Genomic DNA, 26,027 nt, shown 5'->3' with positions numbered 1-26,027 from the left:
CGGAACTGAGAATATTTTCAGGGCGGAGTAAAACTATAGATTCTTCCTTTAACAATATCAAAAGTACCTCGGTGAAGTGGTAGATACCTGTTATTACCTATTCCAAAGTTAAAAACTTTGGAAAAGGTTTTTACTAGATTAAACTAAAATAAAAGAATGGAACCAGGCCAATCCTACCATATCTACAACCACGCCAATGGAACTGAGAATATTTTCAGGGAGGAGGAAAACTATAGGTTCTTTCTTCAACAATATCAAAAGTACCTAGGAGAAGTGGTGGATACCTATGCCTTTTGCCTTATGCCGAATCATTTTCATTTGTTGGTAGGGGTTCGATCAGACCTGTCAGGTTTTGAAAACCTGACAGGTCTGATCAAGCATCCTTCAAATAATCCTGCAATTAAAGGATTTACGGACTTTTTCAATTCATACACCAAAGCCATTAATAAAAGGTATGAAAGAAAAGGGAATCTGTTTATCAGGGCCTTCAAAAGAACCCCTATCCTAGAAGAGCGCCAATGGCAGGAAACCTTCCTTTATATTCACCTCAATCCAGTCAAGCATGGTTTTGTCAAAAATTATCAATATTGGAAATGGTCGAGTTGGTATGCTTACCAAAATCCCAATAAACCTTCAAATCTTAATAGAACTTATTTAACTAATTTCTTTGACGGCTGGGAACATGTGCAACAAATGATGGAAATGAAAAAGGAATGGTTGATGAATAAAGATTTGGAGTAGGGCCTAGCTTAGACCTGACAGGTTTCAAAAACCTGTCAGGTCTTTAAACTTAAAAAACATGATCAAAAGAACCCTCTTCTTCGGTAATCCCGCCTACCTCAGCACCAAAAACGAGCAGTTGTATATCAGTTTCCCAGAGACAGATAAAGAAGACAGGACCGTTCCCATTGAAGATTTGGGGATGATCGTGTTGGAAAACCAGCAGATAACTATCACCAACGGACTTTTAGCAAAACTAACCGATAGGAAAGTAGCAATCGTTTCCTGCAATGCACAGCATCTACCTGAGGGCTTACTGCTACCCATGCAAGGCCATTCAGAACAAACTGAAAGGGTAAGGTATCAGCTAGAGGCTTCCCAGCCACTTAAAAAGAACCTTTGGCAGCAAACAGTTACTGCTAAGATCAAAAACCAATACACACTTTTACAGGAAAAGGGGAAGGTATCAAAAAGAATGGAATACCTCTATAAAAATGTTAATTCCGGAGATTCTGGTAATCATGAAGCCCAGGCAGCAGCTATTTACTGGCAGGAATTATTTGATATACCTGATTTTAATAGGACACAGGCAGGAATGCCTCCTAATAATTTACTCAATTACGGGTATGCGATATTAAGAGCTGTTATAGCAAGGGCGTTAGTTTCTTCAGGTATGCTTCCTGGTGTAGGGATTTGGCATAGGAATAAATACAATGCCTATTGTTTGGCAGATGATATTATGGAACCCTATCGCCCATATGTGGATTTGGTAGTTTCTCATATTGTTGAAACCCAAGATGATTATTCAGAGCTGACAACAGAACTGAAGAAAGAACTCTTGAGTATTCCTGCCTTGGATGTCAAAATTGATGGACAAAAGAGCCCTTTGATGGTAGCTGCTTCCCGGACAACAGCATCTTTGTTTGAATGCTTTGCCGGGATCAGTAGGAAAATTATTTACCCGGAATATGGATGAAAAATATTTTTCAAGACTTAACCAGTATAGGAGTTTGTGGGTCTTAGTTTTTTTTGACCTCCCCACCGAAACCCGCAAGGATAGAAAAATCGCCACTTCTTTCCGAAAAAAACTGTTGGACGATGGTTTTGCTATGTTTCAGTTTTCGATTTATATGCGTTTTTGTGCCAGTAGGGAAAATGCTGATGTTCATATCAAAAGAACTAAGAAAAATTTACCTCCCAAAGGAAAAGTTGGAATCATGGCAATAACTGATAAGCAGTTTGGGATGATGGAAATTTTTTATGGGACCAAGCCTCAGGAAACGGAGCCACCTACTCAGCAGTTGGAGTTGTTTTGAAATTTGTTCAGACCTGTCAGGTTTTCAAAACCTGACAGGTCTGAAATCTTACCACACAAATTTCCCCGATTTAAAATTTTCTATTTTATAACATAAAAAACAGCATACCAGCCACTTAGCGTGGGGTATGCTGTGATTCCCATAGGAAGATACCATTTTGAAAGCAATTCACAACCGGCATAGCTAAGAGCATCATGTTCGGCCTGCTGTGATTCCCATAGGAAGATACCATTTTGAAAGCAATTCACAACGGCGTGGCAATTAATAATCCGGCAATAACGGCTGTGATTCCCATAGGAAGATACCATTTTGAAAGCAATTCACAACATGTTTGCCAATCTTTGTGAATTCACACTTGCTGTGATTCCCATAGGAAGATACCATTTTGAAAGCAATTCACAACATTAAAACCCTTAGGAAAAATGAAACAAAAGCTGTGATTCCCATAGGAAGATACCATTTTGAAAGCAATTCACAACCTATCCTCTCTGATTACCATTGCTTAAATGGCTGTGATTCCCATAGGAAGATACCATTTTGAAAGCAATTCACAACTTGTGATTCCTCGAATATCTCACAATCTAGGCTGTGATTCCCATAGGAAGATACCATTTTGAAAGCAATTCACAACTTCAGCCCTCCATTTGCCGAATTATATGTTGCTGTGATTCCCATAGGAAGATACCATTTTGAAAGCAATTCACAACCAGGAGCAAAAGATTCTTGTAACTTCATCGCTGTGATTCCCATAGGAAGATACCATTTTGAAAGCAATTCACAACCATTAAATTGATTATTTTTTGGCTTTTTAAGCTGTGATTCCCATAGGAAGATACCATTTTGAAAGCAATTCACAACTGTTATTCCTATCAATAGGATGTTACGGTCGCTGTGATTCCCATAGGAAGATACCATTTTGAAAGCAATTCACAACTATTACACCATTCATTGCTATATTCATCAGCTGTGATTCCCATAGGAAGATACCATTTTGAAAGCAATTCACAACAATTCAATGTTTATCGTAAAAACAATAAATGCTGTGATTCCCATAGGAAGATACCATTTTGAAAGCAATTCACAACGCTCGTAAGACTCGCTTTTTACCTGACTGTGCTGTGATTCCCATAGGAAGATACCATTTTGAAAGCAATTCACAACGCACACCTTCCTTCAGCTACTGGTCAGCGGGCTGTGATTCCCATAGGAAGATACCATTTTGAAAGCAATTCACAACTACCATATCGTTTTTCAGGATTTCTTCCAGGCTGTGATTCCCATAGGAAGATACCATTTTGAAAGCAATTCACAACCAATTCAAAGAACTGGTGGCACTGTAATTAGCTGTGATTCCCATAGGAAGATACCATTTTGAAAGCAATTCACAACCCAAAAGTATTTTAATGGCTTTTACCATATGCTGTGATTCCCATAGGAAGATACCATTTTGAAAGCAATTCACAACTAACCAGAATTTAAAGTTTTATAAATGACAGCTGTGATTCCCATAGGAAGATACCATTTTGAAAGCAATTCACAACTTAGCCGTTCCTCCATAACCTTCAGGATTGGCTGTGATTCCCATAGGAAGATACCATTTTGAAAGCAATTCACAACATGCTTTTCCTCAGAAAGCAGATAATAAAAGCTGTGATTCCCATAGGAAGATACCATTTTGAAAGCAATTCACAACCCGCTACGGTGCAAAAAAAAACTTTCTGATGCTGTGATTCCCATAGGAAGATACCATTTTGAAAGCAATTCACAACTTGATCATTCTTAAGCAGTGGTCTATATAGCTGTGATTCCCATAGGAAGATACCATTTTGAAAGCAATTCACAACCACTTCTTAAAATTAATCCATTGACCATGGCTGTGATTCCCATAGGAAGATACCATTTTGAAAGCAATTCACAACTCCGTTGCATTGCCCAACTTATACCTCTTGGCTGTGATTCCCATAGGAAGATACCATTTTGAAAGCAATTCACAACTGAAGGTTGAAGTTGAAAAATAGATTGATAGCTGTGATTCCCATAGGAAGATACCATTTTGAAAGCAATTTCACTAAATCTCCCTCACCACCCTACAAGGATTCCCTATAGCCAGACTATTATCCGGAATGTCCTTGGTGACGATGGAACCCGCCCCTATGGTGACATTGCTCCCGATATTTACCCCTGGCATGATTAAGGTGTTGCCTCCTATCCAAACATTATCACCAATACTCACAGGTTTAGAAAGGGTCAGGTACCTCTCCTCCGGATCTGCAATGATTCTATCTTTGGCAGATAACGGATGTCCGGCAGTATAAATCTGCACATTTGGGCCAATTAGCGCATTTTTTCCTATGCTGATCAAATTGTCATCCAGCAAAAGACAATTAAAATTCAAAAAGGAGTTCTTCCCAATACGGATATTCTCCCCATAATCACAATAAAATGGTGCCTCGATCCAGACCCCTTCTCCCACCTCTCCCAAAAGGGATCCTAATATGGCTGATTTCCTTTCCAAATTCCTGGAATCCATATGATTGAACTCTAGAAGCAATTTTCTGGCAACATGATATCTCTCCAAAAGTTCCGGATCCCGGCTATTGTAAGGCTCTCCTGCCAACATTTTCTGTTTTTCTGACAATTGCATATTCAGCCTATTTTGTTGAATTGGAAGAGTTAAAAAAAATCCTTTCAAGATAAATTTCCTGAAAGGATCAATGGTTGAACTTTTTGTAGAGACTTAAACTGTCATGATCTCGGCTTCCTTCTTCACCAAAAGATCATCGACTTTTGAGGAATATTGATCGGTCAATTTTTGAACGGTATCCTCAGCCCTTTTGATTTCATCCTCAGAAGCACCTTCTTTTTGAAGTTTCCTGAGGGAGTCATTGGTGTCTTTTCTGATGGTCCTGATAGAAACTTTACCTGATTCACACTCCTGTTTGGCCTGTTTTACCAGATTTTTCCTTCTTTCTTCAGTCAAAGGTGGAATAGTCAATATGATCACCTCACCGTTGTTTTGTGGAGCAAGACCCAAATCTGAATTGATGATGGATCTTTCAATTTCAGAAATCAAATTTCTCTCCCAGGGTTTAATGGTCAGCGTCCTGGCATCAGGAGTAGTCACTGAAGCCACTTGCTGTAAGGGAGTGGGAGCTCCGTAATAGGCAACCATAATGCCATCCAATAAATTGGGCATGGCCTTTCCAGCCCTGATTTTGACCAGTTCTGAAGCAGTATGATTGACTGCTTTTTGCATCATCTCTTTCGCTTCGTCCAGGTATAATTGAATTTCCTCCATGATCTTTCTGGATTATTTTGAAGTAATTAAGGTTCCTATATCTTCTCCTGCTACGATTTTTTGCAGGTTGCCAGGTCTGTTCATGTCAAATACCACAATTGGTAAATTGTTTTCCTGGCAAAGTGTAAATGCCGTCATATCCATAATATTGAGGTTTTTTTCATAGGCCTCTTGGAATGACAACAAGCTGTATTTTGTGGCTGTTTTATCTTTTTCAGGATCTGCTGTGTACACTCCATCGACTCTCGTCCCCTTCAAAACCACATCTGCCTCGATTTCTATCGCTCTCAAACTTGCGGTAGAGTCAGTGGTAAAATAAGGATTCCCGATTCCTGCTCCGAATATTACTATTCTACCTTTTTCAAGGTGACGGATGGCCCTTCTTCGTATAAAGGGTTCGCATACACTTTCCACTTTTATACCGGACATCAGACGGGTATACATGCCATGTTGTTCTAGTGAGCTTTGCAGTGCCATAGCGTTGATAAGGGTGGCCAGCATACCCATGTAATCACCCTGAACCCTGTCAATTCCTGTTTTCTCGGCCTGTACACCCCTAAAAATATTACCTCCACCTATTACAATTGCGATCTCCACACCAAGGTCTTTCACTTTTTTGATTTCCTGCGCATATTGTTCCAGTCTGTTGGAATCAATTCCGTAATTCTTCTCACCCATCAATGCCTCTCCGCTCAGTTTAAGTAATATTCTGTTGTATTTCATTATAGGTACCGCTATTAGAAAAAGGGTTTGTTTTTGATTTTCTTGATTTTTAAATCCGACAAATATAAACCCTTCCCTATAAAAACTGAAAACCTTCAGTTTAAAATTGAATTAAAACTTGATTTTTTTCCACACTGTCCCCTTTTTTTATTTTGATGGTTTTGACCAGGCCATCCCCAGGGGATTTAAGGATGTTTTCCATTTTCATAGCTTCCAAAATCAGCACAGGATCTCCTTTTTTTACCTCATCTCCAACTTTTACTTTGATATCGAAAATCAAACCCGGCATTGGTGCTTTGATTTCTTTTGCTGCATGTTGCTGAGAGATATTCATGCCCAGCTTTTCAAGCAAAAGATCAAATTTGTCCTTCAGCTGGATGTCGCAGGGTTTATTGTTTAATTTCAGTTTGACTGTCTTGGCTTCGGCATCCACACTGACAACTTCCAGGTTCAAAGACTGTCCTTTATAAAGCACATGAAAATGTCGCTCGCTGATTTTAGAAAGGTTCCAATCCATTATTTCTCCATCGACCAGAGTCTTTTCTTTGGACTTTTCAACCTGAAAAACAGAATTTTTAATGTTTACTGAATACATTTCTTTTATTTTGCGCTAAGATATAGGATAAAAATTTAAAAACCATTTTCATGAGATTGGATAAACCCAAAGCCCTTTTGACATTTTTAGCCATCCTGTTATGGTCCTGTCAAAGCTCCAAAACTGTAATATCCGAAGTGGAAAGGGAAGACAGTGAGTTGCCTGAACAAACTCAGGAGGAAGTCAGTGAAAGACCGGAACTGATCCCTTTTTTGGAAGCGCAAATTTCAGGCTACCAAGAAACCAGGAGAAGAGATTTTGATCTGCTGCATACTGATCTTGAACTTTCTTTTGATTTCCAAAAGGAGCAGGTTGAGGGTCTTGCAAATCTTACCCTTAAGCCGTACTTCTTCCCCCAAAAAGAATTGATTCTAGATGCCAGGGATTTTGATATCCATGGTTTCTCTATAATTACAGGAGAGTCGGATACTCCCCTTAATTTCCGGTATGACGGAAAGAAGGTTACAGCATATTTGCCTAGGACTTATTTGTCAACTGATACTCTTCAGGTAAGGATAAAATATACTGCCAAGCCAAATGAAAATGTAAAACCCGGAAGCAAAGCAATTACGGATACAAAGGGATTATATTTTATCAACGCGAGTGGGGAAGAAAAATACAAACCTACCCAGATTTGGACACAAGGTGAGACCGAACACAACTCCAAGTGGTTTCCAACTATTGATTCCCCCAATGAAAGAGCAACACAGGAGATTAAATTAACCGTAGATGCCAAATATAGAACCATCAGTAACGGCTTGCTCAAATCCAGTAAGGAGAATGAAGATGGCTCAAGGACTGACCACTGGGTAATGGATTTGCCCCACGCCCCCTACCTGGCTGCAGTGGTAGTGGGGGAATATGTGGAGATTGAAGATGAATGGGATGGGATGCAGGTCAATTATTATGTAGAAAAGGAGTATGAGCAAGGGGCCAGGAAAGTTTTTCAAAACACACCTGAAATGATCAGCTTTTTCTCGGACCTCTTGGGCGTCAGGTATCCCTGGCAGAAATATGACCAAGTAGTAGTACGTGATTTTGTCTCAGGGGCAATGGAGAATACGACCATTTCAGTATTTATGGAAGAGTTGAACCTAAATGAAAGGGAGGCTATAGATTCTGAGTGGGATGGAATAATTGCCCATGAACTTTTTCATCAATGGTTTGGGAATCTGGTTACCAATGAATCTTGGTCAAACCTGACCTTGAACGAGGCATTTGCCAATTACTCAGAATATCTTTGGTATGAATACAAAGAAGGAAAAGACGAGGCGGACCTTCACCATGTGTCAGAAATGGAACAATACCTAGAGGAGGCCAAAGAAAAGCAAGTGGACCTGATCCGATTTTATTATGAGGAAGGGGAGGACATGTTTGATAGTCACTCTTACGCCAAGGGCGGTAGGATATTACATATGCTTAGAAGGCACATTGGTGATGAAGCATTTTTTGCATCGCTCAATCATTACCTGAAAAAGCATGCATTTCAAAGTGTGGAGGTCCATGATTTAAGGATAGCATTTGAGGAGGTGACGGGGTTGGACCTGAACTGGTATTTCAATCAATGGTTTTTGGCTTCGGGCCATCCTATTCTAGAATATGAAGTGGATTACAGCCAGCCGGATAATCTGTTGTTGACCGTTGCCCAAAGGCAGGATTTCACCACCACACCGTTATATAAGATTCCTTTTAAGGTCAGTTGGTATAGTGAAGGAAAGCGTTATGAGAAGGAGTTGGTCCTTGAAAAAGCATGGCAGCAATTTGCCATAGAAAATCAGCAGGTGGTATCTGAATTATATATGGATGAAGCTGTAGAACTTTTGGCTGTAAAAAGGTCTTTCAGGGGCAAAAATCATTTCATCAATCAATTCAGAACATCGGAGCTTGGAGTGGCAAGGTATGAGGCACTTGACAGTCTGGCAGCGATGTTTGCGGAGGATATTGATGTGGCTGCTTTGGTAGGTAAAGGGCTGGAGGATGAATTTTGGGCAATCAGGGAGTTGGCCTTAATGAATATAGCCAAAAATCCGGCTTGGTTATTGGCCATTGATGGTTTGGAAAGCACGTTATTTGAAATGGCGGAAAATGATCCCAAAAACTCTGTCCGATTGGGTGCTATCGAACTTTTGGCGCTAATTGATTCCGAAAAATATTCCCCTGCATTTTTGCGGTGGATGAACGATCCATCTTATTATGTTGCGGGTACGGCTTTAGCAGCTTATCTAGAGAATGATGAAAACCTCAATAAAGCGGAAATAGCCCAGCGATTTGAGTCTGAAAAAAACATAAGAATGGTGGTTGCATTGGCTGATTATTATATCAGGGATGAAATCGGAGGAAAGGGAGATTGGTTCAATGAGAAATTGGATATAATGTCAGGTCAATCTCTTTATTATTTTTTGGGATATTATGGGGACTATTTTGTTAAGATGCCGTCTGGGGGTGATGATGAAGCCATTGACAAACTGTACCGGATTGCCAGGGATCATAAGGCTAATTATGTGCGAATTGCCGCATTTATGGGATTGTTTGGTTTTATAGAAAAGGAAGGAGTATTGGAAAAAGCCAAGGAAATATGGAATCAAGAACAGGACGAAATGGCTAAGAGGTACCTGGAATTTTTCCTTTCTACCTATCTTGAAGAAAATTAAACACTTGATTTTTATGGAATTAATATGATGTCGTAAAAAATACTTTGAAAATTTTTGCCTTTATTTTGAATGTTTAGGAAAAGGGTATAATTTTGCCATCCGTTAAGGAATCAAAAAGGGGAAATTCTTCGAAAATCTTAACAAAAACTCAGTTGGGGGAATACCAAAGCGGCCAACTGGGACGGACTGTAAATCCGTTGACTTATGTCTTCACAGGTTCGAATCCTGTTTCCCCCACTAAAAATATATAGACGCAGGTTGATAATTATAATTTGCGTAAAGATTAAAAAGCGGGAGTAGCTCAGTTGGTAGAGCGGCAGCCTTCCAAGCTGCAGGTCGCGGGTTCGAGCCTCGTCTCCCGCTCTATGCTTTTTATGGCATAATAATGTTATCAGCCGACGTAGCTCAGGGGTAGAGTACTTCCTTGGTAAGGAAGGGGTCACGGGTTCAAATCCCGTCGTTGGCTCTGAAACATTGAAAAATTTAACTAATTCATATCTTTAACTAAAACAGAGGATTTTCACGCATGGCAAAAGCAACCTTTGACCGTTCCAAACCGCACGTAAACATCGGTACGATTGGTCACGTAGACCATGGAAAGACAACTTTGACTGCTGCCATTACTACAGTATTGGCCAAAAAAGGTCTTTCTGAATTAAGAGATTTCTCTTCTATCGACAACGCTCCAGAAGAAAAAGAAAGAGGTATCACTATCAACACTTCTCACGTAGAGTATCAGACTGAAAAGAGACACTACGCGCACGTAGACTGTCCAGGTCACGCTGACTATGTGAAGAACATGGTTACTGGTGCTGCTCAGATGGATGGCGCTATCCTAGTGGTGGCTGCTACTGACGGCCCAATGCCTCAAACCAGAGAGCACATCCTTCTTGCCCGTCAGGTTGGTGTACCTGCTCTGGTAGTATTTTTGAATAAAGTTGACATGGTCGACGATCCTGAGCTTCTTGAGCTTGTTGAAATGGAAGTAAGAGAATTGCTTTCTTTCTATGATTTCGACGGTGACAACATTCCAGTAATCGCTGGTTCCGCTCTTGGTGCACTTAACGGTGAAGCTAAGTGGGAAGCTACCGTAATGGAATTGATGAACGCTGTTGATGAGCATATTCCACTACCTGAGCGTCTGATCGACAAAGATTTCTTGATGCCAGTTGAAGACGTATTCTCTATCACAGGTCGTGGTACTGTTGCAACAGGTAGAATCGAAAGAGGTGTTATCAATTCAGGTGATCCTGTTGATATCATTGGTATGGGAGCTCAAGGCTTGAAATCAACAGTTACAGGTGTTGAGATGTTCCGTAAAATCCTTGACAGAGGTGAAGCAGGTGATAACGTTGGTTTGTTGTTGAGAGGTATTGAAAAATCTCAGATCAGAAGAGGTATGATTATCTGTAAGCCTGGATCTGTGAAGCCTCATGCTCACTTCAAAGCTGAAGTTTACGTTCTTTCAAAAGAAGAAGGTGGACGTCATACGCCATTCTTTAATAAGTATCGTCCTCAGTTCTATTTGAGAACTACTGACGTAACCGGTGAAATCAAACTTCCTGAGAATGTGGAAATGGTTATGCCAGGTGATAACGTTACTATCGAGGTGAACTTGTTGAATGCAGTTGCCCTTGAAAAAGGTCTACGTTTCGCTATCCGTGAAGGTGGTAGAACAGTAGGTGCCGGTCAGGTAACTGAAATTCTTGACTAATCATTGAGATTAATATAAACCAAGATGCGATCCTGAATAATTTTCAGGATCGCATTTGTTTCTTAATCCATTTCTAACTACTTTTGCGTTCCTTTTGGGATCCAAAATTCTACGGGCATAGTTCAATGGCAGAATAGCGGTCTCCAAAACCGTTGATGGGAGTTCGAATCTCTCTGCCCGTGCAAACATTGAAGTGAACCATGAATATTAAAAGTTTTGTCATCGAATCCATAGACGAAATGAAGAACAAGGTCACCTGGCCTTCATATTCGTTTTTACAAAACAGTGCTGTTTTGGTAATTGTGGCCTCTATTCTATTTGCTCTGTTAATCGGGGTAATTGATCTTGGATTCGAGAATTTAATGAAGTGGTTTTACGATCTATTCTAATTGAATTATAATTACTCATGGCTGAACATAAGTGGTACGTACTTAGGGTGGTAGCTGGACAAGAGAAGAAGGCCAAGTCTTACTTGGACAACGAAATTGTCAGAGCGAAACTTGAGGAATACATTCCTGAGGTTTTGATACCTTCCGAAAAAGTTTACGAAATGCGTAACGGCAAGAAAAGAGTGAGGGAAAGAAATTTCTTCCCTGGTTATGTTCTTGTTAATGCGGATTTGACCCACGGTGAAGCCAATCACGTAATTACAAGTATCCCGGGTGTTATCGGTTTCTTGGGTTCAAACCAGGGGGGAGCTTCCAAAACCCCTGAACCATTACGGCAATCAGAAGTCAACAGGATCTTAGGTCGTGTTGAGGAGATTGATGAGTTTGCAGAGAAACTTGATACGCCATTTATAGTTGGAGAGACCGTAAAAGTAATGGACGGTCCATTCAGTGGCTTCTCGGGGACTATAGAAGAGGTGTTTGAAGACAAGAAGAAATTGAATGTTATGGTCAAGATCTTCGGTCGGAATACGCCTGTTGAATTAAACTTTATACAAGTAGAAAAACAAGATTAAGAAATGGCTAAGGAAATCACTGGTTATGTGAAATTACAGGTGAAAGGTGGCCAGGCAAATCCATCACCTCCGGTTGGTCCGGCTCTTGGTTCCAAGGGTTTGAACATCATGGAGTTCTGTAAGCAGTTCAATGCCCGTACCCAAGATAAAATGGGCCAGGTATTGCCTGTCTTGATTACTGTTTTCTCTGATAAGTCTTTCGAGTTCGTAGTTAAAACACCTCCTGCTGCAAACATGTTGCTAGAGGCTGCGAAAGTAAAAGGCGGTTCAGCAGAACCTAACAGGAAAAAGGTCGGTTCTGTTACCTGGGATCAGGTAAGAGAAATTGCTCAGGTTAAAATGCCTGACTTAAACGCTTTCAAAGTGGAATCTGCCATGAAAATGATTGCAGGTACCGCTAGAAGTATGGGTATAACTGTTTCTGGTAAAGCTCCTTGGGAGGAATAATAAAAATACTATGGCTAAGTTAACAAAAAAGCAAAAAGAAGCTCTTTCTAAGTACGACCCAAGCCAGCAGTACTCCCTAGAGGAAGCTTCTTCTATCGTAAAAGAAATCACAAATACTAAATTTGATGCTTCTGTTGATATCGATGTCCGTTTGGGTGTTGATCCAAGAAAAGCTGATCAAATGGTAAGAGGTGTAGTAGCACTACCTCACGGTACCGGTAAGGACGTGAAAGTATTGGTACTTTGTACACCTGATAAAGTAGAGGAAGCTAAAGAAGCTGGTGCGGATTATGTAGGTCTAGACGATTATATTGCCAAAATTGAAGGTGGGTGGACTGACGTTGACGTCATCATCACTATGCCTAACGTTATGGCCAAAGTCGGTAGATTAGGTAGGGTTTTGGGACCAAGAGGCTTGATGCCAAACCCAAAATCAGGAACTGTAACTTTAGAAGTAGGAAAGGCAGTTAGAGAAGTGAAAGCCGGTAAAATCGATTTCAAAGTTGATAAATTCGGTATCATCCACGCAAGTGTTGGTAAAGTATCTTTTGAACCTGCAAAAATTCAGGATAACGTAAAAGAGTTGATCAATACTATCTCCAAATTGAAGCCCGCTTCTTCAAAAGGAACCTATTTCAAGAGCATTCACTTGTCAAGTACAATGTCTCCTGGAGTGAAAGTAGATAAAGGAAGTTTTCAAGGTATTTAATTATGACTAGAGAAGAAAAATTAGAAATAATCGAAGGTCTTACCGAGAAGTTTAAAGAAAATCCTTACTTCTACATCGCAGATGCTTCAGGATTTTCAGTAGCTCAGGTAAATGCTTTCAGACGTACATGTTTTGAAAAAGGAGTTGAGTATAAAGTGTATAAAAACACTTTGATCAAAAAGGCGCTTGAAAATCTTGACGCTGACCACTCTGCCCTTAATGTGGCCCTTAAAGGGTTTTCAGGAATTATCTTTTCAAAAGAAACAGGTAATCTTCCTGCAAACGTCATCCTCGATTTCAGAAAGAAATTAGGCAAAAAAGAAACAAGACCGGTATTCAAAGGTGCATCCATCGATTCAGATGTTTTCGTGGGTGAAAATAACCTTGAGATGCTGTCAACATTGAAATCTAAACAGGAACTGTTGGGCGAAGTGATTGGATTGCTCCAATCTCCAATGTCCAATTTGGTCTCTGCACTTCAAAGTGGCCAGAATACTATCGGTGGGCTTGTTAAAGCTCTTTCTGAAAGAGAACAATAATCATTATTTATTCAATAAGTTAAAAATCACAATTTAAATATTAAAAAAATGGCAGATCTTAAAACACTTGCTGATCAGTTGGTAAACTTAACTGTTAAAGAAGTAAAAGAATTGGCTGATATATTGAAAGACGAATACGGTATCGAACCTGCTGCTGCGGCTGTAGCTGTTGCTGCTCCTGGAGCTGGTGGTGCTGGTGCTGGTGCTGCTGAAGTTGAAGAAAAAACTTCTTTCGATGTAATCCTTAAAGCTGCTGGTGGTCAGAAGCTGGCTGTTGTGAAGCTTGTAAAAGAATTGACCGGTCTTGGCTTGAAAGAAGCAAAAGAACTTGTTGACGGAGCTCCTAAAGCAGTAAAAGAAGGTATCGCAAAAGACGAAGCTGATGCTTTGAAAAAGTCTTTGGAAGAAGCTGGTGCTGAAGTAGAAATTAAGTAATTTGAATAACCTTTCCTATTTATTAGGATAAGGTTATAGGTTTAGACCTGACTTTAAAGTCAGGTCTTTTCCTGTTTGTGCACAGGTATAAAATTGCACTATTCCAAGCGAAAATTGTCGCATTTCGTTATTTATTTTCACTAAAAACATATACTGCCTTGGCTATCCAGAATCAAACCGTAAGGAAAAGTTTCTCATCAATTAAGGTAGTCAAAGACTATCCAGATTTCTTAGATATCCAATTACAATCTTTCAAAGATTTCTTTCAATTGGATACCCCTGCTGAAAGAAGAAGACAGGATGGTCTGTTCAAGGTGTTCTCAGAAAATTTCCCTATTTCTGATTCCAGGGAAAATTTCACCCTTGAATTTATTGACTACACCGTAGATCCCCCAAAATACAGCGTTGAAGAATGTATTGACAGAGGTCTTACCTATTCAGTACCATTAAAGGCAAAACTTCGATTGCTTTGCCATGATGAGGATAATGAGGATTTCGAAACCATTGAACAGGAGGTATTTCTTGGAAATCTTCCCTACATGACAGAAAAGGGCTCCTTTGTGATCAATGGAGCGGAAAGGGTTATCGTATCACAATTACATAGGTCTCCAGGCGTATTCTTTGCCCAAAGTAAGCATACTAATGGTACTAAACTTTATTCAGCAAGAATTATCCCTTTCAAAGGAAGCTGGATCGAGTTTGCCACTGACATAAATAATGTCATGTATGCATATATCGACCGTAAGAAGAAGTTCCCTGTTACAACACTTCTTAGGGCTATTGGATTTGGTTCTGATAAAGAGATCCTGGATCTTTTCGGTCTTTCCGAAGAAATTGAGGCAACCAAAAATAACCTGAAAAAAATTACCGGTAGAAAATTGGCTGCCCGTGTATTGAGAACATGGGTTGAAGATTTCGTGGATGAGGATACAGGTGAAGTAGTTTCCATTGATAGAAATGAAGTGCTGTTGGAAAGAGATTCTATTCTGACAGATGAAGATATTGCATTGATTTTGGAATCCGGTACCAAAAACATTATCCTTCATAGAGAAGACGTGAATGTTGCCGATTATTCCATTATTTATAACACCCTACAAAAAGACAACTCCAACTCCGAGAAAGAAGCAGTTGAGGTTATTTACCGTCAGTTGAGAAATACTGAGGCACCAGATGAGGCCACTGCCCGTGAGGTTATCCATGGACTATTCTTCTCCGATAAGAGATATGATCTTGGTGAAGTAGGTAGATATAGGATCAATAAAAAACTTGGTCTTGACATCGATCCTGAAAAAATTGTATTGACTACTGAAGATATCATCAGTATCGTAAAATATTTGATCGGTTTGATCAATTCAAAAGCGGTAGTTGATGATATTGACCACTTAAGCAACAGAAGGGTAAGAACAGTTGGGGAGCAATTGTACAGCCAATTTGGGGTAGGTCTAGCCCGTATGGCAAGGACCATCAGAGAAAGAATGAATGTAAGGGACAATGAAGACTTTAAACCGGTTGATCTGATCAATGCGCGTACGCTTTCTTCTGTGATCAATTCCTTCTTTGGCACCAATCAGCTTTCTCAGTTTATGGATCAGACCAATCCATTGGCTGAACTTACCCATAAGAGAAGATTGTCTGCTTTAGGTCCAGGAGGTCTATCAAGAGAACGTGCAGGATTTGAAGTACGTGACGTTCACTACACACATTACGGCCGTCTTTGTACCATTGAAACTCCTGAAGGTCCAAATATCGGTCTGATATCTTCACTTTGCGTACATGCCAAAGTCAATTCCATGGGATTCCTGGAGACTCCTTACAGAAAGGTGAAGGAAGGTAAAGTGAGTATGGATGCAAAAGATATTGTTTTCCTGACTGCAGAAGAAGAGGATGACAATAACATTGCTCAGGCCAATGCCCCATTGGATGATAATGGTAACTTCATCAATGAGAAAGTAAAGGCAAGATTTGAAGGAGATTTCCCTGTACTTGATCCTAATGAAATCAGTTATATGGATGTTGCGCCTAACCAAATTGTGTCTGTAGCTGCTTCCTTGATTCCATTCTTGGAGCATGATGATGCTAACCGTGCGCTGATGGGTTCTAACATGCAGCGTCAGGCGGTTCCATTGTTGAAGCCTGAAGCACCAATAGTTGGTACCGGATTGGAAGCTAAAGCAGCGACTGATTCCCGTGCTTTGTTATTGGCTGAGGCTAATGGGGTAGTGGAATATGTGGATGCGAAGAAAATCACTATTAAATATGACCTTTCAGATGATGAACTTTTGGTCAATTTTAGTGATGAATATAAAACATACGACCTGATCAAGTTCAGAAGAACCAACCAGGACACCACCATCAACCTTACTCCTTTGGTTTTGAAAGGTCAAAAGGTCACAAAAGGTGAGGTATTGGTGGAAGGATATTCTACTAACAAAGGTGAATTGGCATTAGGTAAAAACCTAAGGGTTGCTTACATGCCTTGGCAGGGATACAACTTTGAGGATGCGATTGTAATTTCTGAAAGGGTTGTTAGAGAAGACATCTTTACATCTATCCATATAGAGGAATTCCAGCTTGAAGTAAGGGATACCAAAAGAGGTGAAGAAGAACTGACTTCTGAAATACCAAATGTTTCTGAAGAAGCAGTTAAAAATCTTGATGAAAACGGTATCATCAGAATCGGTGCGGAAGTAAAAGAAGGTGACATCATCATTGGTAAGATTACTCCGAAAGGAGAAACTGACCCGACTCCTGAAGAAAAACTCTTGAGAGCTATCTTTGGTGACAAGGCAGGTGATGTGAAAGATGCCTCTTTGAAAGCATCTCCTTCCCTAAACGGTGTGGTTATTGAAACCAAGTTGTTCTCCAGACCTAAGAAGGACAAAGATCTTAGGGCAAAATCAAAGGCCGAAGTGGAGAAACTTAAAGGTCAATATGCCAAAGATCTTCTTGGAATTCGTGCCAAAATGATCAACAAATTGGTTACTCTTTTGGACGGAAAGACCTCTCAGGGAGTAAAGCACAAGTTTGGTGATGAAATTATCAGCAAAGGAGTGAAATTCAATTTGAAGAATATCGAACAGAATCTGTTCCCTTCAAAGAACCCTTACAGAGACGAGTCCAATTATAATGTTCCCGAAGAGGCAAACCTTATTTCAGATATCATTCTAGATGACTGGACCGAAGATGCGCATACCAATAGCTTGGTTCAGCAGCTGGTTAAAAATTATGTCAATGCCAGAAACGAGATATCAGGAAGATTTAAAAGGGATAAATTTACTTTAGAAGTAGGCGATGAACTTCCTGCAGGAATTGTACAGCTAGCGAAAGTTTATATTGCGAAGAAGCGTAAACTGAAAGTAGGTGATAAGATGGCAGGCCGTCATGGTAACAAGGGTATTGTTGCCAGAATCGTAAGAGATGAAGATATGCCATTCCTAGAGGATGGAACACCTATGGATATCGTATTGAACCCACTAGGTGTACCTTCAAGGATGAATATCGGTCAGATTTATGAAACTGTTCTGGCTTGGGCAGGATATAAGTTAGGTAAAAAATATGCCACTCCTATTTTCGATGGTGCTACCATGGAGGAAGTTTCCACAGAACTGGAAGCTGCAGGATTGCCGGCATATGGTAGAACTTATTTATATGACGGTCTAAGCGGCAAGCGATTTGATCAGCCGGTTACTGTCGGGATTACTTACATGCTGAAACTGGGTCACTTGGTGGATGATAAAATGCACGCAAGATCCATTGGTCCTTACTCCTTGATTACCCAACAGCCTTTGGGTGGTAAAGCACAGTTTGGTGGTCAGCGCTTCGGTGAAATGGAAGTATGGGCATTGGAAGCCTTTGGTGCATCCCATGTTCTTCAGGAAATCCTTACCGTAAAGTCTGATGATGTGGTAGGCAGGGCCAAAGCTTATGAGGCAATTGTTAAAGGTGAAAATCTTCCGAAACCAAATATTCCGGAATCCTTCAACGTGTTGGTTCATGAATTAAGAGGTCTTGCTCTTGAAATTACCCTTGACTAATTTAAATCAAAACGGGCCGCAAGGCCCTTTACATACCCTTCGACAATTATGGCGTTCAGAAAAAACAAAAAACTAAACATCGACTTTTCCAGAGTCACTATTAGTTTGGCCTCTCCAGAATCCATTCTGGACAGTTCACATGGTGAAGTAACGCAGCCCGAAACAATCAACTATAGAACCTACAAACCAGAAATGGGAGGTTTGTTCTGTGAGAGAATTTTCGGTCCTGTGAAAGATTGGGAATGTCATTGTGGAAAATATAAACGCATAAGATATAAAGGCATCATCTGTGACCGATGTGGTGTTGAGGTTACTGAGAAGAAAGTAAGAAGAGAGCGCATGGGCCATATTGAATTGGTGGTTCCTGTAGCCCATATCTGGTACTTCAAGTCACTTCCTAATAAAATCGGTTATCTTTTGGGATTACCTACCAAGAAACTGGACCAGATTGTATATTATGAGAGATATGCGGTAATCCAGCCAGGGATTAAAGCTGAAGATGGTGTTCAATACCTTGACTTTTTAACCGAAGACGAGTATTTGGATATCATGGACAAGCTTCCCAAAGAGAACCATATGCTCGATGATGATGACCCGAACAAGTTCATCGCCAAGATGGGTGCTGAAGCAATTGAAATGCTTTTGGCCCGTTTAGATCTTGATGATCTTTCTTACAGTTTGAGACATCAGGCTGCTACAGATACTTCCCAACAGCGAAAGGCAGAAGCTTTGAAGCGTTTGAAAGTAGTGGAAGCTTTCAGAGATGCCAGAACAAGAATTGAAAACCGTCCGGAATGGATGGTTGTCAGAATGGTTCCTGTTATTCCACCGGAATTGAGACCATTGGTTCCTTTGGATGGGGGAAGATTTGCTACTTCAGATCTGAACGATCTATACAGAAGAGTCATTATCAGAAACAACCGTCTAAAGAGACTGATCGATATCAAAGCACCTGAGGTGATTTTGAGAAACGAAAAGAGGATGTTGCAAGAGGCTGTTGACTCTTTATTTGATAACTCAAGAAAAGTAAATGCAGTAAGATCGGATGGCAATAGGGCATTGAAATCACTTTCTGATATGTTGAAAGGAAAGCAAGGCCGATTCCGTCAAAACCTTTTGGGTAAGAGGGTGGATTACTCCGGTCGTTCTGTGATCGTGGTAGGTCCCGAACTTAAACTCCATGAGTGCGGTCTTCCTAAAAATATGGCGGCGGAACTTTTCAAACCATTCATCATCAGGAAACTGATTGAAAGAGGAATTGTGAAGACAGTGAAGTCTGCCAAGAAAATCGTTGACAGAAAAGATCCGGTAGTATGGGATATCCTGGAAAATGTATTGAAAGGACACCCTGTATTGCTCAACCGAGCCCCAACTTTGCACAGATTGGGTATACAGGCATTCCAGCCAAAACTGATTGAAGGTAAGGCGATTCAGTTGCATCCATTGGTATGTACCGCATTTAACGCTGACTTTGACGGTGACCAAATGGCGGTTCACGTTCCACTTGGACATGAGGCTATTTTGGAGGCATCCACCTTGATGTTGTCTTCCCATAATATCCTTAACCCTGCCAATGGTGCTCCTATCACTGTACCTTCTCAGGACATGGTACTTGGTTTGTATTATGTAACCAAAGGTAAAAAGTCTACTCCTGAAGAACCTGTTTTGGGTGAAGGAATGACTTTCTATGGTGAAGAAGAAGTGATCATTGCTTTGAATGAAGGATCCATTTCCCAACATGCCCATATCAAATGTAAAGTAAAGGTAAGGGAGGAAAATGGTGAATTGACAGAAAAGATCATTGACACCGTTGCAGGTAGATTGATCTTCAATCACTATGTGCCTGAAGAGGTAGGATATGTTAACGAATTGCTTACCAAGAAAAAACTTCAGCAGATCATTTCTGAGGTAGTGAAAATTTGCGGTGTAGCAAGAACAGCCCAGTTCCTGGATGATATCAAACAACTTGGATTCCAAATGGCTTATGCCGGTGGACTTTCTATGGGTTTGAATGATGTTATCATCCCTGAAGAAAAAGATCCATTGATCAGCAAAGCAAAAGATGAAGTGGATCAGGTATGGAACAACTACCTGATGGGGCTGATAACTGATAACGAGAGATATAACCAGGTAATTGATATCTGGACAAGAACAAACTCCCATTTGACCAATATCCTGATGAAGCAAATGGAAGAGGATAAGCAAGGTTTCAATGCCATCTACATGATGATGCACTCCGGAGCTAGAGGTTCAAGAGAGCAGATCCGTCAGTTAGGTGGTATGAGGGGTCTGATGGCAAAGCCGCAGAAAAACCTTCAAGGTTCTGTCGGTGAAATCATCGAAAACCCTATCCTTTCCAACTTTAAAGAAGGGCTTGACGTATTGGAGTACTTTATATCTACCCACGGTGCAAGAAAAGGTCTTGCGGACACAGCATTGAAAACTGCTGATGCCGGTTACCTGACGAGAAGACTGGTAGACGTAGCTCAGGATATGATTATTTCCGAAGAAGATTGTGGTACCTTGAGAGGTCTGGTAGTTCAGGCTTTGAAGGATAATGATGAAATCGTTGAACCACTTTCTGAAAGAATCCTTGGAAGGGTATCAGTCCATGATGTGTATGATCCTGTGACTGAACAACTGGTAATTCCTGCAGGAATTGAGATCACTGAAGAAATCGCCAAGTTCGTGGATGAGTCTGCCATTGAAGAGGTTGAAATCAGATCTGTATTGACCTGTGAAACAAGAAGAGGTGTGTGTGCCAAGTGTTATGGCCGTAACCTGGCAACAGGCAGAATGGTTCAGGCCGGTGAATCAGTCGGTGTTATTGCCGCACAGTCAATCGGTGAACCAGGTACTCAGTTGACATTGAGAACTTTCCACGTGGGTGGTACTGCTTCCAATATTTCTGTAGAAGCCAGCATCAATGCGAAGTTTGAAGGTATTGTTGAATTTGAAGAAGAATTGAGATGGATTGAAACTACCAATAAAGAGGGAGAATCAGTCTCCATCGTTATGGGAAGATCAGGTGAAATCAAAATCAATGATGCTAAATCAGGTAAGACATTGGTTTCTAACCACGTACCTTATGGTGCTATCCTGAACGTAAATGATGGACAAAAAATAGGTAAAGGCGAATCACTATGTACTTGGGATCCATATAATGCTGTCATCCTTTCCGAATTCGATGGCGAGGTTGAGTTCGAATCCATCATCGAAGGTATTACCTATAAAGAAGTGGCAGATGATCAGACAGGATATAGGGAAAAGGTAATTATCGATACAAAAGATAAGACCAAGAACCCTGCTGTTTTGGTGAACTATGGTGATGAGAGCAAGGCTTACAATATTCCAGTTGGAGCTCACCTTTCTGTTGAAGAAGGTGAAAAAGTGAAAGCTGGACAGATTTTGGTAAAAATCCCTAGATCTGTGGGTAAAACAAGAGATATTACAGGTGGTCTACCAAGAGTTACCGAACTGTTTGAAGCAAGAAACCCATCCAATCCGGCTGTTGTTTCTGAAATCGATGGTGTTGTAACTTATGGAGGCATTAAAAGAGGTAACCGTGAAATCTTCATTGAATCCAAAGATGGTGTGAAAAAGAGATACATGGTTTCTCTTTCCAAGCACATTCTTGTTCAGGAAAATGATTTTATCCGAGCTGGTGAAGCTCTTTCTGACGGTGCAATTACACCAAGTGATATCCTTTCCATCAAAGGACCAACTGCAGTACAGGAGTATCTTGTGAATGAAATCCAAGAAGTTTACCGACTTCAAGGTGTTAAAATCAATGATAAGCACATTGAGGTGATAGTAAGCCAAATGATGCAGAAAGTTGAAATCCTTGATGCAGGGGACACAGGATTCCTACAGGGACAAGTAGTTGATAAGTGGGCTTTCAGAGAAGAAAATGATAACATTTTGGACAAGAAAGTTGTCATGGATGCAGGTGATTCCTCTACCTTGAAGCCTGGTATGATTATTACTGCCAGAAGGTTGAGAGATGAAAATTCCAGTCTGAAGCGTAAGGATCTAAAACTTGTCCAAGTAAGGGATGCTGAAACAGCGGTTTCACAGCCTACGCTGCAAGGTATTACCGCCGCTTCTTTGGGAACTGAAAGCTTTATCTCAGCAGCTTCCTTCCAGGAAACAACCAAAGTCTTGAGTGAGGCTGCTATTAGAGGAAAGCGGGATGAGTTGTTAGGACTGAAAGAAAACGTGATTGTTGGTCACCTGATTCCTTCAGGAACTGGACAAAGGAAATTCAAAAGCATCATCGTTGGTTCTCAAGAGGATTATGACAGAATGAGCTCTGAGAAGGAGAGATCTGTGAAAAAATCCAAGGAAGAATTAGCGAGATAACATGAAGTATAAATCATAATTATAAAGGCCTGTAATTGATACAGGCCTTTTTTAATCAAAATCATCAGATTATGGAAGACGAAAAATTCCCAAAACAAAATCCGGATCAACAGATCAATGTTGAATTGTCCGAGGAAGTAGCTGAAGGAGTATATAGTAACCTGGCTATGATTGCACATTCCAATTCAGAGTTTGTAATTGATTTCATCAGGTTGATGCCAGGTGTTCCAAAAGCAAAAGTAAAATCAAGGATCATCATGACCCCTGACCATGCAAAAAGGTTACTTGCTGCTTTAAAGGATAATATAAGTAAATATGAACAGGCTTTCGGCAAGATTGAAACTGGTTCTGAGGGCCCAAATTTCCCTTTAAATTTCGGAGGAACCTTTGGTGAGGCCTAGCAAAAATATAACAGCTTAATTTTGTTTGTTTTACCTATTTACTTACCTTTGCAGTCCAAAATTTACATCAAGTTAAAAGGAAGTTAAATAAATCTATCAATTAATGCCTACTATACAACAGTTAGTAAGAAAAGGTAGAACCACTCTTGAGACTAAATCCAAGTCAAGGGCTTTGGATGCATGTCCTCAAAGAAGAGGTGTATGTACAAGAGTGTACACTACCACCCCAAAGAAGCCAAACTCAGCGATGAGGAAAGTGGCCAGGGTAAGATTGACAAATGGTAAAGAGGTGAATGCCTACATTCCAGGTGAAGGTCACAATTTGCAGGAGCACTCTATCGTATTGATCAGAGGAGGTCGTGTGAAGGACTTGCCAGGTGTGCGTTACCACATTATCAGAGGTGCATTGGACACTGCCGGAGTGAAAGACCGTAAGCAAGGTCGCTCCAAGTACGGTGCTAAAAGACCAAAAGCAGGTGCTGCTGCAGCTCCGGCTAAAAAGAAATAATTAAAAACATTACAAAAAAATGAGAAAAGCGAAACCAAAGAAGAGATATATTCTTCCTGACCCAAAATTTAACGATACTTTGGTTACCAAGTTCGTTAACTGTCTAATGGTAGATGGTAAGAAGAGTATTGCTTACAAAATCTTCTACGATGCAATCGAGAAGGTTGAAAGTAAAGTAGGTGAGAACGGTCTTGAGGTTTGGAAAAAAGCGCTTAACAATATAACTCCATCTGTAGAGGTGAAGAGTCGTAGAGTTGGTGGTGCTACATTCCAGGTTCCGATGGAAGTTAGGCCTGAAAGAAAACAGTCCCTTGGTATTAAGTGGATGATTACTTATGCTAGGAAAAGAGGTGAGAAGACCATGATGGACAGACTGGCAGGTGAAATCATCTCCGCATCCAAAGGAGAAGGTGCTGCTGTTAAGAAAAAGGATGATACCCACAGAATGGCTGAGGCAAACAAAGCATTCTCACACTTTAGATTTTAATTCATAATGGCAAGAGATTTAAGATTCACAAGGAACATTGGAATTGCCGCACATATTGATGCGGGAAAAACGACTACTACAGAACGTATTCTTTATTATGCCGGTAAATCTCACAAAATCGGTGAGGTTCACGAAGGTGGCGCAACCATGGACTGGATGGAGCAGGAACAGGAAAGAGGTATTACCATTACTTCCGCTGCTACTACAGTTTTTTGGAATTACAGAAACAACAAATACCAGATCAATATCATTGATACTCCTGGGCACGTGGATTTTACTGTTGAGGTAAACCGTTCCCTAAGGGTATTGGATGGATTGGTATTCCTTTTCAGTGCTGTGGACGGTGTAGAGCCTCAGTCTGAAACTAACTGGCGTTTGGCAGATAATTATAAAGTTGCCCGTATCGGTTTCGTTAACAAAATGGACCGTGCTGGCGCTAACTTCCTTGATGTTTGTAAGCAAGTAAAAGAAATGTTGGGAAGCTATGCGGTTCCATTGCAGCTCCCAATAGGTGCCGAAGATAAATTCAAAGGTGTTGTTGACCTGATCAACAACAGAGCTATCGTGTGGAATGAGCATGACCTGGGGATGACTTACGAAGTTGTGGCAATTCCTGAAGATATGGAAGAGGAAGTAGCCCAATGGAGAGAGCATCTTCTTGAAGCAGTCGCTGATTATGATGAATCTTTGATGGAAAAATTCTTCGATGATCCCGATTCCATCACTGAGGCAGAGATTCTTAAAGCTCTCCGTGCTGCAACAATAGACATGAAGATTGTGCCTATGGTTTGCGGATCTTCTTTTAAAAATAAAGGTGTTCAGACCATGTTGGACTTGGTGATGGAACTGTTGCCATCTCCTTTGGACAAAGACGATCTGTATGCTACCAAACTAGATTCTGAAGAGGAAGTTTTGATAAAGCCTGACTTTAAGGATCCATTCGTTGGTTTGGCTTTCAAAATCGCCACTGACCCATTTGTTGGACGTCTATGTTTTGTTAGGGCTTATTCAGGGGTATTAGAATCAGGTTCTTACATTTTCAATAGCCGTTCCGGTAACAAAGAGCGTATTTCGAGGGTTTTCCAGATGCATGCCAACAAGCAAAACCAAATCGAAAGGTTGGAAGCAGGTGATATCGGTGCTGTTGTAGGATTTAAGGATATCAAAACAGGTGATACCCTATGCGATGAAAAACGTAAAGTTGTTATGGAGTCCATGGTATTCCCTGAGCCTGTTATCGGTTATGCTATTGAGCCTAAAACTCAGGCCGACGTTGATAAACTAGGTATGGCGATTTCCAAACTGGTAGAGGAAGATCCAACCCTTCAGGTAAATACAGACCATGAAACCGGTCAGACAATCTTGAGAGGTATGGGTGAACTTCACCTTGAGATCATCATTGATCGTCTGAAACGTGAATTTAAGGTTGAAATCAACCAAGGTGCACCTCAAGTAGCCTATAAAGAAGCTTTGTTTGGAACAGTTGAACACAAAGAGGTTTATAAAAAACAAACAGGTGGTAAAGGTAAATTTGCAGATATTGTATTCGAACTTGGACCAAGAGATCCAGATCCAGAGACTGGAGAAATCAAGCAGGGTCTTGAATTCGTAAATGCGATCGTAGGTGGTGTGATTCCTAAAGAATTCATCCCTCCTGTGCAGAAAGGTTTCCAGGAAGCTATGAAAAACGGTCCATTGGCCGGTTATCCTGTTGAATCAATGAAAGTGAAGTTGTTCCACGGTTCATTCCACGATGTCGATTCTGATGCATTATCTTTCGAATTGGCTGCAAGAATCGGTTTCAAAGAAGCTGCTAAAAAATGTAAGCCTCAGTTGTTGGAGCCAATAATGTCCGTAGACGTAGTGACTCCAGATGAGTACACTGGCCCGATTACGGGTGATTTGAACAGAAGGAGAGGTTTGATGAAAGGTATGGATACCAAAGGAACCTCATCGGTAATCAAAGCAGCTGTGCCTTTGTCTGAGTTGTTTGGCTATATTACTGATCTTAGAACCATCTCATCCGGAAGAGCGACAGCATCATTGACTTTCTCTCACTATGAGCCTGTTCCTAACAATATAGCAGAAGCGGTTATCGCAAAAGTTAAAGGTGAAAAAGCCTAA

At 40.6% G+C, this 26,027-nt stretch carries 20 protein-coding genes, 4 tRNA genes, 1 pseudogene and 1 CRISPR repeat array; of the genes and pseudogenes, 21 read left to right on the top strand and 4 right to left on the bottom strand.

Annotated features, from left to right (window positions below; translation table 11 throughout):
* The first annotated feature begins 156 nt into the window (after positions 1-156).
* From ACFSKV_RS12005 to cas2, 3 genes are read left to right on the top strand one after another with little or no spacing between them, the layout of a single operon-like run.
* Positions 157-741, top strand: coding sequence for a transposase (locus ACFSKV_RS12005; RefSeq protein ID WP_380802938.1), 585 nt, complete (start codon positions 157-159; stop codon positions 739-741).
* A 58-nt stretch (positions 742-799) separates the two neighbouring features.
* Positions 800-1,696 carry a type II CRISPR-associated endonuclease Cas1 gene (gene cas1 / locus ACFSKV_RS12000; RefSeq protein WP_380802935.1) on the top strand — a complete coding sequence of 299 codons (897 nt, stop codon included), beginning with the start codon at positions 800-802 and terminating at the stop codon, positions 1,694-1,696.
* On the top strand, positions 1,689-2,036 hold the full coding sequence (gene cas2, locus ACFSKV_RS11995; protein ID WP_380802933.1) for a CRISPR-associated endonuclease Cas2: 348 nt from the start codon (positions 1,689-1,691) through the stop codon (positions 2,034-2,036). The genes cas1 and cas2 overlap by 8 nt, the downstream gene beginning before the upstream one ends.
* 129 nt (positions 2,037-2,165) lie before the next feature.
* A CRISPR array of direct repeats spans positions 2,166-4,107; the repeat unit is 46 nt; unit sequence GCTGTGATTCCCATAGGAAGATACCATTTTGAAAGCAATTCACAAC.
* A 69-nt stretch (positions 4,108-4,176) separates the two neighbouring features.
* Here the strand turns inward: cas2 and ACFSKV_RS11985 are convergent.
* From ACFSKV_RS11985 to ACFSKV_RS11970, 4 genes and pseudogenes are all read right to left on the bottom strand, one after another.
* Positions 4,177-4,656: pseudogene (locus tag ACFSKV_RS11985) on the bottom strand (sugar O-acetyltransferase); the annotation flags it as partial.
* 117 nt (positions 4,657-4,773) lie between these two features.
* On the bottom strand, positions 4,774-5,334 hold the full coding sequence (frr, locus tag ACFSKV_RS11980; RefSeq protein WP_380802925.1) for a ribosome recycling factor: 561 nt from the start codon (positions 5,332-5,334) through the stop codon (positions 4,774-4,776).
* Between the two features lie 12 nt (positions 5,335-5,346).
* Positions 5,347-6,057: a UMP kinase gene (gene pyrH, locus ACFSKV_RS11975; protein WP_380802923.1), complete on the bottom strand. Its 711-nt coding sequence runs from the start codon at positions 6,055-6,057 to the stop codon at positions 5,347-5,349.
* A 100-nt stretch (positions 6,058-6,157) separates the two neighbouring features.
* Positions 6,158-6,652, bottom strand: coding sequence for an acyl-CoA carboxylase biotin carboxyl carrier protein subunit (locus tag ACFSKV_RS11970; protein ID WP_380802921.1), 495 nt, complete (start codon positions 6,650-6,652; stop codon positions 6,158-6,160).
* Positions 6,653-6,702: 50 nt separating this feature from the next.
* Between ACFSKV_RS11970 and ACFSKV_RS11965 the strand changes: the two genes are divergently transcribed.
* The 18 genes from ACFSKV_RS11965 (at position 6,703) to fusA (ending at position 26,027) form a co-directional block, all read left to right on the top strand.
* Positions 6,703-9,303: a M1 family aminopeptidase gene (locus ACFSKV_RS11965; protein WP_380802919.1), complete on the top strand. Its 2,601-nt coding sequence runs from the start codon at positions 6,703-6,705 to the stop codon at positions 9,301-9,303.
* 154 nt (positions 9,304-9,457) lie between these two features.
* A tRNA-Tyr gene (locus tag ACFSKV_RS11960) sits at positions 9,458-9,540 on the top strand.
* A gap of 53 nt (positions 9,541-9,593) precedes the next feature.
* A tRNA-Gly gene (locus ACFSKV_RS11955) sits at positions 9,594-9,666 on the top strand.
* A 31-nt stretch (positions 9,667-9,697) separates the two neighbouring features.
* Positions 9,698-9,769, top strand: a tRNA-Thr gene (locus ACFSKV_RS11950).
* 60 nt (positions 9,770-9,829) lie between these two features.
* Positions 9,830-11,017: an elongation factor Tu gene (tuf, locus tag ACFSKV_RS11945; RefSeq protein WP_380802916.1), complete on the top strand. Its 1,188-nt coding sequence runs from the start codon at positions 9,830-9,832 to the stop codon at positions 11,015-11,017.
* A 111-nt stretch (positions 11,018-11,128) separates the two neighbouring features.
* Positions 11,129-11,199, top strand: a tRNA-Trp gene (locus ACFSKV_RS11940).
* Between the two features lie 18 nt (positions 11,200-11,217).
* A complete protein-coding gene (secE, locus tag ACFSKV_RS11935; RefSeq protein WP_380802914.1) occupies positions 11,218-11,406 on the top strand; it encodes a preprotein translocase subunit SecE in 189 nt (62 codons plus the stop codon).
* A 17-nt stretch (positions 11,407-11,423) separates the two neighbouring features.
* On the top strand, positions 11,424-11,981 hold the full coding sequence (gene nusG / locus ACFSKV_RS11930; RefSeq protein WP_380802913.1) for a transcription termination/antitermination protein NusG: 558 nt from the start codon (positions 11,424-11,426) through the stop codon (positions 11,979-11,981).
* Between the two features lie 3 nt (positions 11,982-11,984).
* Positions 11,985-12,428: a 50S ribosomal protein L11 gene (gene rplK / locus ACFSKV_RS11925; protein WP_130273879.1), complete on the top strand. Its 444-nt coding sequence runs from the start codon at positions 11,985-11,987 to the stop codon at positions 12,426-12,428.
* Between the two features lie 10 nt (positions 12,429-12,438).
* Positions 12,439-13,137 carry a 50S ribosomal protein L1 gene (gene rplA / locus ACFSKV_RS11920; protein ID WP_380802910.1) on the top strand — a complete coding sequence of 233 codons (699 nt, stop codon included), beginning with the start codon at positions 12,439-12,441 and terminating at the stop codon, positions 13,135-13,137.
* 2 nt (positions 13,138-13,139) lie between these two features.
* On the top strand, positions 13,140-13,676 hold the full coding sequence (gene rplJ / locus ACFSKV_RS11915) for a 50S ribosomal protein L10 (protein WP_380802908.1): 537 nt from the start codon (positions 13,140-13,142) through the stop codon (positions 13,674-13,676).
* 48 nt (positions 13,677-13,724) lie between these two features.
* The gene (gene rplL, locus ACFSKV_RS11910; RefSeq protein WP_380802906.1) at positions 13,725-14,111 is read left to right on the top strand and encodes a 50S ribosomal protein L7/L12; all 387 of its coding nucleotides are present in this window, start codon (positions 13,725-13,727) and stop codon (positions 14,109-14,111) included.
* A 158-nt stretch (positions 14,112-14,269) separates the two neighbouring features.
* Positions 14,270-18,145: a DNA-directed RNA polymerase subunit beta gene (gene rpoB, locus ACFSKV_RS11905; protein WP_380802904.1), complete on the top strand. Its 3,876-nt coding sequence runs from the start codon at positions 14,270-14,272 to the stop codon at positions 18,143-18,145.
* A 48-nt stretch (positions 18,146-18,193) separates the two neighbouring features.
* Entirely contained in the window at positions 18,194-22,507 is a 4,314-nt protein-coding gene (rpoC, locus tag ACFSKV_RS11900) for a DNA-directed RNA polymerase subunit beta' (protein ID WP_380802901.1), read from the top strand.
* 71 nt (positions 22,508-22,578) lie between these two features.
* Complete coding sequence (locus ACFSKV_RS11895; RefSeq protein WP_380802900.1) at positions 22,579-22,908, top strand: DUF3467 domain-containing protein; 330 nt, start codon at positions 22,579-22,581, stop codon at positions 22,906-22,908.
* Positions 22,909-23,011: 103 nt separating this feature from the next.
* Positions 23,012-23,416 carry a 30S ribosomal protein S12 gene (rpsL, locus tag ACFSKV_RS11890; protein WP_123949897.1) on the top strand — a complete coding sequence of 135 codons (405 nt, stop codon included), beginning with the start codon at positions 23,012-23,014 and terminating at the stop codon, positions 23,414-23,416.
* 19 nt (positions 23,417-23,435) lie between these two features.
* Positions 23,436-23,903, top strand: coding sequence for a 30S ribosomal protein S7 (gene rpsG, locus ACFSKV_RS11885; protein WP_380802898.1), 468 nt, complete (start codon positions 23,436-23,438; stop codon positions 23,901-23,903).
* Between the two features lie 6 nt (positions 23,904-23,909).
* Positions 23,910-26,027 carry an elongation factor G gene (gene fusA, locus ACFSKV_RS11880; RefSeq protein ID WP_380802895.1) on the top strand — a complete coding sequence of 706 codons (2,118 nt, stop codon included), beginning with the start codon at positions 23,910-23,912 and terminating at the stop codon, positions 26,025-26,027.

Origin of the sequence: Shivajiella indica (assembly GCF_042683085.1) — a bacterium.
GTDB classification, from domain to species: domain Bacteria; phylum Bacteroidota; class Bacteroidia; order Cytophagales; family Cyclobacteriaceae; genus Shivajiella; species Shivajiella indica.
This window is presented reverse-complemented; position numbering and strand designations above follow the sequence as displayed.